The following is a 16,022-nucleotide window of genomic DNA, read 5'->3' as shown; positions in this document are numbered from 1 at the left end:
ACCATGCATTGTCCGGAGTCGATTGCTCCTGAATCGCCTGTTTCGGCTTGTCGCCGTCGCCGTTGTGGCGACCGCGTTCGTTCTTTCCGCTTCGTCGGCGCATGCCCAGGGCGAGAAGCCGCGCGACGGGCGGGCGCTCAACCACTTCGGCAAGAACAGCCGCGGCATCCGGCCGAACGACAGCGGTGCCCTGCCGATGTCGGCCGACGGGGCGCTCGGCACGCAGGGGACCGCCGATCTGGCGGCGCAGTACGACATCGACCAGCTCGCCGGCTGGGGCATCGTCTTCGGCTTCGGCGGCCCAGGCCCGGTACCGGGTTCGATCGACTTCTCGCACCCGACGAACGTCACGCTGAACGTGACGGACGCCTTCTGCACCGGCGACTCGTTCCGGATCCTCGACCGCGGCCGCGTCGTCCTCGAGACGCCGCGCGTCGGCAACGACGCTCCGGACTGCACGATCTACGAGGACGATCCGGGCCAGGCGTTCCTGAGCGCGCAGTTCAGCCACGGCACGGTCGTCCTGCCCTCCGGCAGCCACTCGCTTTCGATCGAGGTCCTCGACAGCCCGTACGAAGGCGGAGCCGCGTTCCTCGAGGTGCTCCACCTCGGACCGGCCGTCGACCCGAACCGCCAGCTCGGCGGTCAGGTCCACCTCCCGATCCTGAACTTCCTCGGCCAGGACGACGTCTGCGAGACCTGGATCGAAGTGCAGAACGTCGGCTGCGAGAACCAGATGGCGGCGCTGGTGACGTGGGGCGAGCCGGGCTTCTGCCCGCCGCAGGCCGCCGGCCCGCTGAAGGTGGAGTGCACCGGCATGCTGAAGCCGGGCACCACCTGGAACCTGTACGGCGCCCAGGTGCCGACGGGCTCGAAGTCCGGCATCCTCTTCAAGCTCTCGGCGCGCCAGCTGACCGAGGACGGCATCGACGTGATCCCCGAGGATGACGTCACGGGCTCGTACGTCTGCGAGGTGCTGTTCTTCAACGTCGTCGGCGACGCGGACGATTACCGCCGCTTCAAGAAGGCGTACGACGAGGGGCTCTTCTTCGACGGCATCGACATGTCGCTGGCGCGCGGCAGCGGTGCGCTGGCCGTCGACGTGCACCGCACGTGCCCCGGCAGCGCGACGCCGGGCGTCGACGTGACCAGCAAGTACAACGGCATCGCCGGCGACCACCTCGGCGTGTACGACGAGGTGTACGGCGGCTACAGCTTCTACGTGCCGCTCGTCTACGCCTCGAAGGCCGGGATGAACAGCATCATCTACATCCAGAACGGCGGGCTGATGTGCAGCTCGCTCGAGATCTGGTTCAAGCAGTTGGACGACTGCCTGCGCGCCTCGATCTGCGACATCGCGACGCTGGCGCCGGGCGAGACGTACCAGTTGGACGCGAACGACTGCGTCGGCCCGGACTTCCAGGGCTCGGCCTGGATCCGCTCGACGCAGAAGATGGGCGTCGTGGTGGACATCACCGTCCAGGACACGCTGATGACGTACGTCGGCGAGCCGGGCGAGATCAACTACACCTTCGACCCGAACCTGGCGACCTACACGGCCGGCAACCAGGTGGCGTTCGCGCCGCTGACGTACTCGGAGTACCAGGGCTGGGACACCGGCATTCAGGTCCAGAACCTGAGCGCGGTGGTGGCGGCCAAGGTGAAGGTCTACTTCCTCGACCGCGGCGGCGACATCATCACGACGCTGGTGGACTGGGTCTGCCCGCGCGGCAGCCAGACGTTCTTCCTGCCGGTCGTCGCCGACCTGCCGGGCAACTGGGTGGGCAGCGCGCGCGTCGAGAGCCAGGAATGGATCACGCCGGGCGGGCCGAACGTGCTCTCGCCGAACATCGTGGCGGTGGCGACGTTGATCAAGTACTCCGACACGGCACGCACGAGCATGACGCAGGCGATCGCCTACAACCTGCTGCCCGAGCACAAGATCTACGATTGGCAGATCGCCAGCGGCACGGGCGGCGGCCTGGACTCCGGCGTCGGCCTGATCGCCATCCCGAGCCTGCTGAAGGACCTCTCCCGCTCCGGCCTGACGAGCGAGATCGCGATCGCCAACGTGGTGCCCAAGCCGGGCTTCACGGACTTGGTCATCTACATCTACGACCAGAACGGCCTGCTGGACTACATCTGCCAGAAGCTGAACGAGAAGCAGGTCGAGTACATCGACCTCCAGACCTGGGGCTATGTGAACAACGGCTTCAAGGGCTCGGCCATCATCAGCGCCTGGTTCTGGGAGCATGACGTCTTCAGCGGCCGCGGGCAGTTCGAGCGCAACCTCGTCGGCCTCGGCGCGGTGTCGATCGAGCGGCGCGGCGGCAAGTTCTCCGAGGATGTGCCGGGCGACGAGGCGGCGGGTGACCGCGGCATTCCGTTCGCCGTGACGTACGACGAAGAGGGCGAGCCGGTGTTCGAGTACTGCTTCATGGGCCCGCTGCCGCTGTGCGCCGGCTTCCCGGACAACCGCCCGGCCGGCGGCTGCCCGGACACGTTGACGGCGTCCTGCGACAACTGCCCGGTCGCCATCCCGGCGAGCGGCGCGGCGCCCTCGGCGTTCGCGTCGGTCGGCGCACAGATCGGTTGCACGATCGCCGACGTCGACATCACGCTCGACATCAACCACACCTGGAACAGCGACCTCAACATCGATGTTTCGAGCAACGCGCTCATCGGTGTGACGATCGTGAACCAGGTCTGCGGCGCCGATGACAACATGTTCGCCATCGTGGACTCCGACGCCGGCGCGCCGATCGGCAGCGTCTGCCCGCCGTCGGGCTTCCTCCGCGTCACACCGGGCGGCGCCGGCGTCGCGCCGGATGCGCTCGACCAGTTCGACGGCACGGACCCCGGCGGCCAGTGGTCGCTGGACATCACCGACCTGGTGGGCGGGGATGCGGGGACGATCAACGACTGGCAGGTGAACATCACCTATCGCTAGGTGATGGCCAAGAGGGTGACCGCGCAGACCCTGCGCTGAAACCCTTGACGGTGGTGCAGGGGCGCGGCAGCCGCGCCCACCAGTAGAAGACGAGACGACGGCCCGGCGCGGGAAACTGCGCCGGGCCGTCGCGTTGCTGCGGGCGGAGGGCGGGCGGTTGGAGGGCGAGCGCGTTCGGTCCTGGGTTTTCAGGCTGGAAACCGTGGGAACCACGGGGGGTGAACCCCCGTTTCCAGCCTGGAAGTGGGGGACTTCCTGGCACGAAATTGGAACACCTGTGCGAAGCCATGCTGTACACTGACCCTTCGGCTGGAAACCTATGCCGTACACCGAGTGGAGAACGACATGACGACCGCCACCAGCCCGACCGCGACGAAGCGCGCCCCGATGACCTCGCTGCGGAAGACCGCGCTCGTCGCAGGCGTCTTCTACGTGCTCACCTTCGTCTCGATCCCGACCCTCCTCTCCCTCTACGTTCCGGTGCACGATCCGAACTACATCGTCGGTCCTGGCCCGGACACCGGCGTCCTCATCGGCGGCGTCCTGGAGATCATCGTGGCCCTCGCCGGTATCGGCACTGCGGTCGCTCTGTACCCGGTGCTCAAGCGGCAGAACGAAGGGATGGCGCTCGGCCTCGTCAGCTCGCGGGTCTTGGAAGGCGCCCTGATCTTCGCCGGCGTCGCCAGCCTCCTGACGATCGTGACCTTGCGCCAGGCCGGAGCCGGCGCCGAGGCGTTGGTGGCAGGGCGTACGCTGGCCGCCCTGTACGACCGGACGTTCTTCGTCAGTCAGAGCCTGATTCCGGCCGTGAACGGCCTGTTGCTCGGCACCCTGATGTACCAGTCGCGTCTGGTGCCGCGCGTTCTGCCCGTGCTCGGGCTCATCGGAGCGGCCGCGCTCCTCACTTCCGACGCCGCCATCCTGTTCGGCGTCTGGCCATCCGTGTCCGTGCAAGCGGGGCTCGCCGCGCTCCCGATCGCGCTCTGGGAGTTCTCGCTGGGCGTCTGGCTGATCGTCAAGGGCTTCAAGCCCTCACCGATCACGGCGGGCATGGTGGCCGCCGGCGCGCCGGAGGCGTAGCGCGAGACAGGCTGACCGAGCGGATCGCGACCGACGTCGGCCATCGGCGGATCGTGCAATGCTCGGGCCAGCTCCGACGGACGACCCGGGGCGGGAAGTGCCCATAATCTGCCCATGCTCCCGCACACCGTCCCACCCGGGTCGTCCGACCGCGACGCCGTGCTGGCCGCACTCTGCGCGGCGCACGGCGTCGCGATCCTCTACGTCTTCGGCAGCCGCGCCGGCGAGGTCGTCGAATGGCACCGGGGTCGGCTCGAAGCCATGGGCTCGGGCGGCTCGGACGTCGACATCGGCGTGCTCGCCGCGCGCGACGTGCGCCTCGACGTCGAGGCCAAGGTGCGGTTGGCGCAGGCGCTCGAGGCGTTGCTGGGCGTCGAGCGCGTCGATCTGATCTCACTCGCCGACGCCGACCCGTTCGTGGCGGCCAACGTCGTTCGCGGCGAGCGCCTGTTCGCGGCCGACGCCGATGACGCGGACGAGTTCGACCCATACGTCCTGCGCCGCGCCGGCGATCTCGCGCCGCTGGAGCGCGAACGGCAGCGGCTGGTGTTGGCAGACAAGCGATGAGCCCAGGGCCGTTGTCGCGGCGGCCGTTGATGATTCTCCTCGCCAACACCTTGGATCCGAGGTTTGGCCGTCTCGAAGACCTTCCTTTTCGAGACGGCGGTGACCCCTTTTCAGCCGTCTCGAAGGCAGGCGTTCAGGCGGACACTTCCCCAATCCTCCACTGGGGAGGAGCGGTGGCGATCGAGCTCGGAGTCGTCGCGATCGGCCTCACGAAAGCCGTACGTGCCCGCACGGGCCAGAGCAGCCAGCGCCTCGTTGCCAGCATTCTTCTCATGGTCTCAGCATCCGTCTTGGCGGGTGGATGCTAAACGCGCAACACAGGCGAGCACGGCCACCGTGAAGGGTGCAGCCCTTATGACCGTGAGCAAAGTGTGCGCGAGACGCATGGTCACGTGCTCGACGCCTAGCGCGGTCGCGGTCGAAGAGTCAGCGGCAGCCACAGGCGCTGGTTAGGCTCGCGCGTGGCGGTCGGACGGAGAGTCGATGGGGGGGTTCGGCTCGGTATGGGCTGGGCGCTATCGGTGGCGGTCGGGGTCGCGGTGTGCGCTTGCGTCGGGACGGGGGTCGATCCATCGTCCGGGCGCAGATTCGAGCGAACCTCGAGTCCGCCAAAGAGCATCGTGCCGCCGTAGAGCACGCCGTCCCGGGCGCCCATCATCCATGAGCCGAGCAGCGGTAGCCAGCCAACGACCTCGGGCGGGCTGGCAGGCAACGCAGCCACAACCCAGACGGTGCCGATGCCGGTGCCGTCGGTGCCACGCTGCTTGACGTACCAGCGGTTGTCGTCGCTCGCGAGGGCCTCGATCTTGGTCGGGAGCTGCAGCTGGGACACGACCGTCGGCGGGCCGCTCGCCGGCACTGCCAAGAAGTACACGCGATCGTCGCGCGCCAAGGCCAACGTGGTTCCAACGGCTGCGGCGAAGGTGATGCCGGGGGGCAATCCGAGGAGGGGTCCTATTGGCCGCACAGCGGCCGGGCTCGTCACGTCCATGACGAACGGCGGTTCGTTCTTTGGCAGGACCACGAGCCGGTTGCCTACCTGCCGCATCGGCCCCGCCTTCAGGCCCGCGATGTGCATGCGTGCAATCTCCCGAGGCAGCGGCTTGTTTGCCGAGTCGAGCACGACGAGTGTTCCATCGGCCTGCTGGGCGAAGACCGTCGCCTCCCGTGCGGCCATCGACACGAAAGGCGTCGCCTCCGGGACCGGAGGGCACGGTCCGTCGGGCAAGCACCACTTGGAGACGACGTGTGGCGAGCCATCCGACGTGCGCTCGTATCCCTGCACTTCGAGCCCGCCGTTGGCCAACGCCATGATCGTGCCAGCCGCGTCCGCCAGCACGTCCGGCCCGTTCGTGCGCAGGCGGCCGATCCGCCGGGGCGAGGCAGCGTCGCGGATATCGAAGAACTCGTGGTCGAAGTGCGCCAGGTCATTGACCGTCAGGTTCTGGCCGATCGCCATTGCGTCGCCGACGACCTGAATCGAACCAACAGTATCGGGCGGCCACCATGGGCTCCATACCGCATCGAGTCCGGGGTCTGCGTCGCGTACGGGCGGCATGACGTTCAATTGCACCCCATCGACGATGACGATTACGCGATCATCGATGCTTTCGAGTCGGAGCTCGCTGCCGGGAAATGCGAGCGGCGGGAGCGCGATGGGATGATCCATATCGCGGACGTCGACGCGCGCCAGCCAACCACCGCCGGGGGAAGCAAAGAGGATGCCGCCGGCGATGAGCATGCGCTGGGCGCTCGGCGATACCGGCAGGCGCACGGGCAGGCCGGCCGACAGTTCGATCCGGCGGACGAACGAGGGTGGTGAGGTCGTGAAGTCGTAGACCTCCGCCCACCACCGGACGGCGGTCGCGCCGGCCATCTCGTTCACGCTGAGGTAGACGAGGCCGTCGTGCGCGTAGAACGGGCTGGCGAACCAGTTCGCGATGTGAGTGCCCGCCGGGTGTGAGGCCGCCGAGCGCGGCGTCGTCGGATCGGCAAGGTCGATGACATCGAGCCGCACGCCGTACGTCCGGTTGTAGACGAGAGGCGCCGTGTCATCGGCGATCGGCGCGTATAGGGGGACGGAAGCGCCCGAATCGCCCAACCGCTCGAGGCTCTCCGCGTCCATCGTTACGAGGGCGAACCGATCCCCGAACATGCCGCTCTGGTTCTGGATCGCCACCAGCACGTCGCCGACAGCGAGCAAGTGGTCGGCGTGCAGGTCGGTGTTGAAGAGGACGGGGTCGCCGGGCGACGGGAGTAGCTCGCGGATGCGCCGATCGTAGCTGCGGGCGAACACGCGCCCGGCCGTCCGGATGAGACGATCCACCTTCGACCCGCTGGCCTCCTCGACCTGCAGCTCGGACACCGCGCGCAGCGGCTCGTTCGGCCGGCGGCGCGCGACGCGTTGAAGCAGGTGCTTGCAGGAGAGGATGTAGCCGTCTCCGTAGGCGGTGACGTCGTCCACGCAGCCAGAGAAGACCTCTGGGTCATCCTCCTTCCGGAGGACCATTGTGTCGGCGGTCAGCGGTGGTCCGGCGACCGGCACGGCCGTCGGGATCGCGAGCGGAGTGCCCGGTGTCACGGGCAGCGCGGTGGAAGTGGCCGTCGGCGTCGACGTGGCCGTTGAGGTCGGTGGCGACGTCGGAACGGTCGTCTCGACAACCTCGGGCGTTGCCGAGGCGGTCACCGTGGCGGTGTGGGTCGGCGTCACCCGATGATCGAACGTCGGCGTGGCCATGGTGGGTACCGCAGTGACCGGGGCCGTCGTCGTCGACGTCACGGTTGACGTCGGTGGCGGACGCAATGTGCTCGACGGCAACGGCACCGACGTCCCCTCGGTGCCCAGCGGACAGTGGTTGCGGAAGATGAACGTCTCGTCCCACGAGCTCCGTAGGTCCGCGGCCGGGATCCAGCGTCCGCTCGGGCTGTACGGACAGAGGTCGTACCCCTCCGGCGGTGCGAGAAGTTCCAGGACGTAGCCGGAGCTCACCGGCTCGTGCGGCACCCCAATGGCGACCGGCCCATCCGGGCCGGACGTGGCGACGGCCAGGATGCGCCCGTCGTCGGCGAGCAGTCGGAATGTCATCGGCCAGACCGGACGTGGCCCGAAGCCCTCGCGTTCGTACGGGCTGATGTAGCGATTACAGCCCGGGCAATCCGCGGCGCGCCCGCCGACGACATCGAGGCTCGCATACGCCTTGATCTGCGCTGTCGGTCCCCCTATCGGTGTAGGCGTCGGCGGGTTGGGGTCGACGGTGTCGGTAGGTAGAGGCGATGCGACCTGCACGGGGTCGCCGTCCGCCGCGCCTGCTGACAATGCGGTGGACGGAGACAGCGTGGTTTCGCGGGCACCGGAGACGAGCACGGTGCGGCCGAACACGGCGACGAGCACGAGACCGACCCCAACTTGCGTCGCCCTCGAGATACCGGACGACGCTCCGTCCTTGGTCAGAGGTTGACCTTCCCCTGGCAGGCGCAGATCGGCGGGGGTCGGTGGCCCCTCGTCGAGTCGGGAACGCGACCTGGACTGCATACGGCATCTCCGTGACTGCTCGCTGTTCACGTGCCCGGGCCGAGCGCGGGCGGAGCGAGATCAGTGATTAGTTTCTCGAGTTGCGCCGCTGTTGCTCCTCGAGGTGCTAGATCCGCGCTTCAAGCCGCCTGATCTTCGCCAGCATATACTCGCAGAGATCTTGTAGCTCCTCGCGCCGCTTGAGGTCGCAGAGCGTACCGGCAGTCAGAATCTCGATCTTCATGCCCTGCAGCTTACGCCGCCTCCTGCCTCTCGGCAACCACTACCCTCGGCTGGATCCCTGAACGCTTACGATCGGCCAACCACCGACATCCAGGCGATGTCCTCAGGCGGTGGGTTGTCGGGGTTTACAGCCGGATCGGTTGCGACACATTCCGGTTTCGGTAAGACAAACCTCCCTTTTTCTAACTCGTGCCGAGATGGTCGGTCGCTCCAGCGATTGCTCCTTGACATGTGATCTTCCTCGGTATCTGTCGCCCTTTCAGCAGCGGTATCCGTCGCCCAGTCCCACTGGTTCGTCTCACATCGGCCCGATGACCAGCCCCTCCCGCGCCGCTTCGACCACCTCTCCGGTGACCGTCTTCAGCTCATTGATCTCCAGGATGCGTTGAACCTGGGCAAGCAGCCGGTGGATCAGCCGGAAGTTGCCTCCGGTGATGCGTACCACTGCCGCCATCGCCTCGACATCGGTGAAGTCCTCGGCCGAGACGTTCAACCCCAACTGCTGCCAATGGCGCCCAAGCACGAAGCCGACCTCCTCGGCGCCGAGCGGTCGGTAGGCATGAACGAACCCCACGCGCGAGTACAGCTGAGCGTAGCGGGCCAGACGCTTCTCCATCCCCGGCATCCCGATCAATATCATGCCAAAGCGACCCCGATCGTAGGGTGTCCCGCAGGTGCTCCAGGCTCGCCATCTTGAGCCGGTCAGCTTCATCAACGATCACCAGCTGCACTCTGGCGGCCAGCTCCGTGGAGGTCGGATACAACTCGCCGGTCTTGGTTTCCGGAGAGGCACAGAGGAAGCCGAAGGAGGAGCAAGCCAAGGCCGCGATCGACCGACCGCGGTGAGTTGGCGACCTCGGGTGTGTAGAAGACGGTAAAGCATTCATCGACTCCCGCTGGCGGCTCATCGCCGAGCACGTAGCGCGACAGGAAGGGCTCCAACACGTCCCAGCTGGAGTACGTCCGAGCGGAAAGAGTCTTGCCCACACCGGGAGGGCCGTAGCAGAGGCCGATGTATCGGTGCCGCCGGCAGGCCTCGCAGAACTCCACGAAGCGCCGGTGCTCCTTGGTGGCGACGAAGCCCGACTCCACGTCAGTCATCCACGTAGCGCTTCAATCGACGCGGGGCGTCGGGCGACGGTGGCTCGTCCTCAGTTCTCTCCGCCGGTAGGGGTTTGGGGCTCTGGATGAACACAGCCACGTGCCGCTCTCGCTCAGCAAGGGTGCCTTTCAGTTCGCGGCGCCGTTGCCGTCGGGCACGGATGAGATCCTTGAGTGAGATCGTCTCGCCGGCCAGTTCCGCACAGACGGCCCGGCACAGGAAGCGGTCCTGGTGAAACACGCGCACCTCGCCTAGATCACGAGGATCGTAGCGAATGGTCACTGCCTCCCCGACGTAGGCCGCCAGTGTCAGGTCCAAGTAGCGCATGCCCTGGAAGTGAATGCCGTCCGGGTGCACCTGCCGCGCGGTGGCGACGGTCAACAGCAGGAGGTCAAGCTCTTCCAGGGTCGCAGGCAGGCGAGGTATGAAGGCGCCGTTCAACCATCGTTCCTGAGGGCGTTCCCCGGTCTCGCCGTGCGGCCGCTGGTGATAGTCGTCGGCGACGAACCGGCCCACGCGCTCATCGAGATCGGAGAGGCTCAAAGTCGGTGTCGGCTGCGGTGTGCCGGCCGGTGCGTAGCCGGGCAGTTGACACAGCAGGAGCTGGTTGACGGTCTCGAAGAAGCGCTCGATCTTGCCACGGCCCCGGGGGACGGCGACGGTGGAGAACACGAGCCGCATCTTGAGGTCGGCGGCCACCTGTTCCAGATGACGCGACGTGAAGTCGCTGCCGTGATCCGTATAGAAGATGTCGGGGATGCCGCAGATGTGCCAATGCGGATGCCCCTTGCGCCAGATCGCCTGGCGTAGCGCCAGCGCCGTGTTGACCGCTGACGGGGGCGCCGAGGTTCAACGCGTAGCCGGCGACGGCTCGACTGAAGTCATCCATGACGATCGTGAGCCACGGCTGAGCTGGGCGGTCCCGTTGATCCAGCACCCAGATGTCCAGGAGGGTGTGATCCGCCTGCCAGATCTCGTTCGGGCGAGCGGCTGTTCGCCGGTAGATCAGATCGAAGGTGTCGGCGTAGGCCTTGTCACCATCATGGGCGAGGGTGGTGAGCGCCGGGTCGAGGTGCCGAACGATGTCGTAGACCGTTTTGTAGCGGGGAATGGGCCAGCCCTGCTGCTCGGCCACTTCAGCGGCCTGCCGGCAGACGGTTGCGGCGGTTGGAGGCGGCCGCCGCAGCGCGAGGCCCTCGATCAATCGCACGAGATCGTCCGGTAATTTCCGATGCCCCTGATCGGAGCGGGGCTTGCGGACGAGTCCGGACAGTCCAATTGTTCGATATGAGCGCGCCCAACGCTGAACGGTGCGCGTCGAGACGTTGGCGTCGGTGGCCGTCTGATGTGCCGAAAGGCCATCTTCAAGGTGGAGTCGCAAAAGCGCGAAGCGGGCCAGGGCCTGCTCTCGCTCGGCCTCCGACAGCTCCGCCAGGTTCACAAGTCCTCCACGTACCCAGCTGCCACCGCCTCGGGCGGGTTGGTGTAGCGGCTGATGTAACGGCCAGAACGATGACCCAGCCGCCGTTCGAGCTCGTAGGCGTCGGCATTCGTAGCCCGAGAGAGCAGGAACGCGAACGTGTGCCGCAGATCATGTGGCCGCAGCGGACTCACTCGCCGGCCGGCCCCAGGCACCTCGGCGTCATGCAGCCGGCCGATGTACTCCAGAACCCGATTGATCGCCCGCACCGACAGGCGACCGTCATCCCGGCGGGCGCCAAGGCCTCGGGCACTCAGGAAGAGTGCGTCGGCGGCCTCATTGGCGTCGCCTTGTCGCTCCTTCTCCAGGTAGTCGGCAAGAGCCGTCCTGGCATCGGCCGACAGGAACACGGTGCGCTGACTCTTGCCCTTGCCCAGCACCCCTGTGATCGTGGATCGCTTTGCGCGCCGCAAGGCCTCAGCCGTGCGGGGCTCGACCTGGTCGAGGTTGAGGCGCACCACTTCCTCGCGCCGCAGGCCGGTTGAAAGAAGTAGGAACACGAGCGCCCGATCCCGCCAGGGTCGGCGATACGCATGGGGCCTGCTCTCCTGGGCGGCCCAGCGGCGGCCCCTCTTGTGGGCCAGCTTGGGCAGTCGGTCGCACAGATTCTTCAGGGGAGCGCACCTGGGCCTCAGAGAGCGACCGTGGTTCCAGCGGCGGCAGTCCCAACTCGGACACGCCCTTGGTCGGATCCCCCAGCGGAAACAGGCCGGGCGCCACGCTGTACACCCATGACGTGAAGGCCGAGAGCGATGCCAGGTGGTTGCTGACGGTCGCCGGCGCCAGGCCCAAGGCGACAAGAGCTCGCTGCCAAGCGGTGACATCGCGCTGCAGGCAGACGGAAAGCCGGTCGTGGCCGTAGGCTTCCTCGAAGAACGTGCGAAAGCGCCCGAGGTGCAAGGCGATCTTGATGGCCACCGCCGGCGAGCGATTACCGGCGACGGCAAACGTCTGGTAGCGCTCCATCCAGACGCTCATGCGATCGGGGATCGCGGTGATGTCGAGCGCCGGAACGGCGACGATTTCGGCCCCGGAATCGGGCCGTTCCCTTTCGTGACGTGAATTGTCGGCGATCCGGTCGCTGCCCTTGGCCGTGTCATCGAGTGGCTTGGATTTCATATTGACCAGTATACTACACAGAAGGGCTGTTCTGGGAAGTGGATTGACGTGTGGACCGGGTGGCTATAGACTGGCCGCTGAGGGCAATCGCTAACCAAGATCGGAGGCCACGATGATCGGGCGATCACAACTGCTGCTAGCTACGCTTATCGTCTGTCACGCGGTCATCGTTCTGGTTCCAGCGCGATCCGCGGTCGCACAAGCGCGACCAGACCTCCTCGGCTACATAGAGGGTGGATGCTACGGCAGCCGATTGTGCGTGGTCAATCAAGGTAGAGGAGATGCGGGGCCATTTGGAGTTGAACCACCTGGGATCGAATTCGACGGACTGGCGGCGGGGAAGCTAGAGCAAAGGCCGCTGATGGCGGTCTGACTGTCGGCTCTGCGAGGCTGGAGAGGATCGGACTGCCAAGCAATCTCTGCCATCACAATCGCTCCGGGCCTACGTCCACAATGGCCGACCGGCGACAGATAGCGGTGCAGAAAAGGCGACAGATACCGAGGAAGATCACACTTGACAAGCGGTAAGGTAAGTCAGTAAGATTGCTAGAGTTAGAAATCATCTCAACGGACTGACTTTTCAGACGTCGCAGGGGATCGTATGGCACACATATGTTAATTGGCTACGCGCGGGTCTCGACCGAGGACCAGAATCTCGATCTCCAGGTCGATGCCCTCACCAAGGCTGGGTGTGAGCGGATATTCGAGGACCGGCTGAGCGGCGCGGTGGCGCAGCGACCAGGGCTTGCGGAGGCCATCAGCTTTGCTCGAAAGGGCGACACGCTGGTCGTGTGGCGGCTGGATCGATTGGGGCGCTCGCTCAAGAATCTGATTGAGGTGGTCGGTCAGATGGAGGAGCGAGGGATCGGACTCAAGAGCCTGAAGGAGGCCATTGACACGACGACCAGCGCGGGCCGCCTCGTGTTTCAGATCTTCGGGGCGCTGGCTGAGTTCGAGCGAAACCCTGATCCGGGAACGGACAATGGCTGGCCTGGCGGCTGCGCGTGCTCGAGGCAAGCAGAGCGGTCGCCTGAAGAAGCTCGGCGAAGCCCAGGTTCAGCTCCTCTATCAACTGTACGACGAGCGAAAACGGCCGATCGCGGAGATCTGTCAGCTGGTGGGAATCTCCAAGCCCACGCTGTATGAGTATCTGCGTCGGCGACCCTGATCGAGGTGGGGTGCCCAACGGACGCGAGGCAGTTGCCTTGACCGGAAGTCGACCAAAGCCATTTGAAGAGCCGATGGGCGGCAGCTATAGCCTGAGCGAGACCCGACTATCGCGCAGAAAATAAGGGGTTGACATACGTATTCCCATATGGTACCTTGTCGCCGCTCACATTGCTCCGCCGCTCAGAGCCACCCCATCAAGGCTCCAATGAACGAGCTGTCCGGTCTGCAAGGTCTCCTACGGCCCCTCGGTGCGCCGGCTACATTCGGACGCCGCCCTATCAAGCCGCGTGATCCGTCGCCCCTGTCTCGGAGTTGCTCCGGGCGGGGGCGATTGCGTTGCGACGGGTACAACGTGAAGGGCAGAGCGACCGGCGCTCGACATAAAATCGAGAGGGCGTCATAGATAGGGCGGGCCGGGCGTCGGAGCCGGAGATGAGGGTCTCGTCGGAACAGGGCCAGACCATATTACACCAAGCAAGGAGCAGACTGGTGAGCAGGAGTAAGGCAGTCAGTAATCATCTGCGACGGACAACACTATTCGTGTTCATTGTGACCATTTGCGCTATTGTTGGAATTCTTTTCGGACTCGGCAGTCAATCCTTGACAATTGACAACAAGGATCGAACCCATGATTCAAGTCTTGCTTCGGCGCACGATATGTACGGCCCGGATCTATTCGACACGTGGATAGACTTATGGGGAACAGAATATGAGTTTGTCAGAAACAAATCATATATCCAATTAGACGCGCTAGACGAAGGGCAATACCCAATACTTGTTGTAGACGGACATGAGGCATCATCTGGATCCGCAATCGCATATACGGATTGGTTCGAACTTGATGTGCCAGACGAACTGGACCCGAGCGACTCATTCTATGTAAGCTCTATAGCAATTGCAGCCGCTGATATTGACAATGGTGTCTTCGTCAAAAATGTGATCGGAATAGATTTCGTTGGCGTTAATACAGTTAACGGTGTCGTGACAACTCACACCTTCCTGCCTTGGGGTACATCTGGAAGCGAAGAGTCCAACGGAGATCGCGCAGAGGCATTTTCAATCGAATGGAACGATATGGTGGAAATGCTGGAGGAAGTAGGTGGAGGCGGCCAGTGTGAAGATTTGTGTGCCAGTTTGTTCTTCTCATCAGCCGCAGCGTCATTCACAGAAATGCGAATCCTTATTCTGGGCTGTGGAATCATTCCTGACCCCTTTTCCGGTATTTGTGCGCAGGGGCTTACGGCCGCAACGATAATCCTCATACTTGATGACTACATACTATATGGGCAATGTGTCGAGGAGTGCTCCTGTCCACCGGGCTTCCCTGCAACACCGACCCCATCATGGCCTGAGCCATACACTGTCCCGAGCAATAATTTAGTCGATGTGGAGGCTGCGCTTGGAGAAATATTCGACAGTCAATATGACATAATCGCGGGTGATCATGTCCGACTAGAATCTACGGGCTATAATGAATGGAATGCCTATGCGTATGTTGCTGGAAGTGAGGCGACCACATCAGCAGAGCTTGATGTAAGCGATAGTATTGAATTTGAGCAGGTACCCGCTATTGACGGGATTAGCGTTGCATCAGTTGTCGGACGACTACAATCAATGAGTGGCGAGTACTCGGTGGGCGGATTGCTAACCACATACTCCTGGGAGGACGAAGGATCTCATCAGGTCGCATATTTTATTCCCCTTATCGTTGCTGCTTACGATGATCTTGCATCACTGGAGACTTTCGCCGGGGACGACGTTTTTGATTCATTCAATCCATGGGCGCCGTGCGATATATCGGACTGCTGGGACCCAACCGCATCGGCGTTCCGGAAGTTGGCGGCATATGGGATCGCATACGCGCTAGTTTGCTCCTTTGGGGTACCTGGCCCGGTTCAAGCGGCATGTTGGGTATTTTATGGACAGTGGATTACGGCCAAGATGATGAATAGTCTTGGTGGATTGACGGCCTGTGCTGCTAGGCTGTGTGATCCGGTAGAATGCACCCTAACTCCCACGCCAACTAGCACACGTACCCCGACGCCGATCCTTACCAATACACCGATCTCAACAAAGACAGTCACGCCCACACCGGTGTTAACGCCGACTGCGGTAGCGGGCGTGTGTGGTCAAGTTACGGCGTTTCAGCGATGCAGCTGCTGGGCTATACCCGGAGCCTGTTGGCCTGGCTGCGAGCTCGGATTTGATGAGGCATGCGACACCGTTAAATGTAACTGCACACAGGGTGACATCGCATCGTGCAGATGGCTATGTACACGTGGACTTGCATGGGCCTGCGCATTCGTTACCGCTACCCCCAATGTACCAACGCCCACGCCCTGCCCCTAGGATAACCAGCAAGCGGACAGGAAGGAGTCAGAGCCGCGTGACAGATGACGGGGCAGTTGGAGTAATGGTTCAGCCGGCTGCCCGAGCGGCATATGAGGAGCTGGCCCATGCCATAGTCGCCTCCACCCGAAGTGCTGTGTCGTGCTGAGGAGGCACACGTGTGAGCGAGCACGTTGCTCCTTGGGACTTCATGATCAAAATACTTTGCCATGGTGACGTATCACCATTGAGGAAATAACAAAGGAGTAATGATCGTGCGCTCAATCAATCAAGGGATACATATCTCCAGGCTCTTGCTTTGGTCCATACTATTAATGGGAATTGGCCTTGGAGTCATGGTGTCCGTCTTGTTTGCCAGGCTGGGGTTATTCCTCTCCATGGAGCATGGTACTATGCTGTTATTGATAAGTGTCGTCATGGGAATCGTAGCGGGACGTAGAAAGTAGTAGTG

The 16,022-nt window shown here is 64.0% G+C and carries 7 protein-coding genes and 3 pseudogenes; 5 read left to right on the top strand and 5 right to left on the bottom strand.

Annotated features, from left to right (window positions below):
* Window positions 1–22: 22 nt before the first annotated feature.
* The 3 genes from IPG72_10360 to IPG72_10350 all read left to right on the top strand — a co-directional run bounded on the left by IPG72_10360 (window position 23) and on the right by IPG72_10350 (window position 4,597).
* A complete protein-coding gene (locus IPG72_10360) occupies window positions 23–2,950 on the top strand; it encodes a hypothetical protein (protein ID MBK6769384.1) in 2,928 nt (975 codons plus the stop codon).
* A 387-nt stretch (window positions 2,951–3,337) separates the two neighbouring features.
* Window positions 3,338–4,030: a DUF4386 domain-containing protein gene (locus IPG72_10355; protein ID MBK6769383.1), complete on the top strand. Its 693-nt coding sequence runs from the start codon at window positions 3,338–3,340 to the stop codon at window positions 4,028–4,030.
* Between the two features lie 114 nt (window positions 4,031–4,144).
* On the top strand, window positions 4,145–4,597 hold the full coding sequence (locus IPG72_10350) for a hypothetical protein (GenBank protein MBK6769382.1): 453 nt from the start codon (window positions 4,145–4,147) through the stop codon (window positions 4,595–4,597).
* A gap of 403 nt (window positions 4,598–5,000) precedes the next feature.
* On the opposite strand, the gene IPG72_10345 is transcribed toward IPG72_10350, so the two are convergent.
* The 5 genes and pseudogenes from IPG72_10345 to IPG72_10325 all read right to left on the bottom strand — a co-directional run bounded on the left by IPG72_10345 (window position 5,001) and on the right by IPG72_10325 (window position 12,052).
* Window positions 5,001–7,988: a hypothetical protein gene (locus IPG72_10345; protein MBK6769381.1), complete on the bottom strand. Its 2,988-nt coding sequence runs from the start codon at window positions 7,986–7,988 to the stop codon at window positions 5,001–5,003.
* A gap of 661 nt (window positions 7,989–8,649) precedes the next feature.
* Window positions 8,650–9,448: pseudogene (locus IPG72_10340) on the bottom strand (AAA family ATPase).
* A pseudogene (locus tag IPG72_10335) lies at window positions 9,445–10,894 on the bottom strand (DDE-type integrase/transposase/recombinase). Before IPG72_10335 ends, IPG72_10340 begins: the two co-directional pseudogenes overlap by 4 nt.
* Entirely contained in the window at window positions 10,891–11,433 is a 543-nt protein-coding gene (locus IPG72_10330) for a site-specific integrase (GenBank protein MBK6769380.1), read from the bottom strand. Before IPG72_10330 ends, IPG72_10335 begins: the two are co-directional and overlap by 4 nt.
* Window positions 11,351–12,052 (bottom strand): hypothetical protein, encoded by a 702-nt coding sequence (locus IPG72_10325; protein ID MBK6769379.1) that lies wholly within the window; start codon window positions 12,050–12,052, stop codon window positions 11,351–11,353. The genes IPG72_10330 and IPG72_10325 overlap by 83 nt, the downstream gene beginning before the upstream one ends.
* Window positions 12,053–12,664: 612 nt before the next feature.
* Between IPG72_10325 and IPG72_10320 the strand changes: the two are divergent.
* Both IPG72_10320 and IPG72_10315 read left to right on the top strand, forming a co-directional pair.
* Window positions 12,665–13,220, top strand: a pseudogene (locus IPG72_10320) (recombinase family protein).
* Between the two features lie 542 nt (window positions 13,221–13,762).
* On the top strand, window positions 13,763–15,571 hold the full coding sequence (locus tag IPG72_10315; protein MBK6769378.1) for a hypothetical protein: 1,809 nt from the start codon (window positions 13,763–13,765) through the stop codon (window positions 15,569–15,571).
* The last annotated feature ends 451 nt before the right edge of the window (window positions 15,572–16,022 follow it).

Source organism: Candidatus Avedoeria danica (genome assembly GCA_016703025.1).
Lineage (GTDB): Bacteria > Chloroflexota > Anaerolineae > Epilineales > Epilineaceae > Avedoeria > Avedoeria danica.
This window is presented reverse-complemented; position numbering and strand designations above follow the sequence as displayed.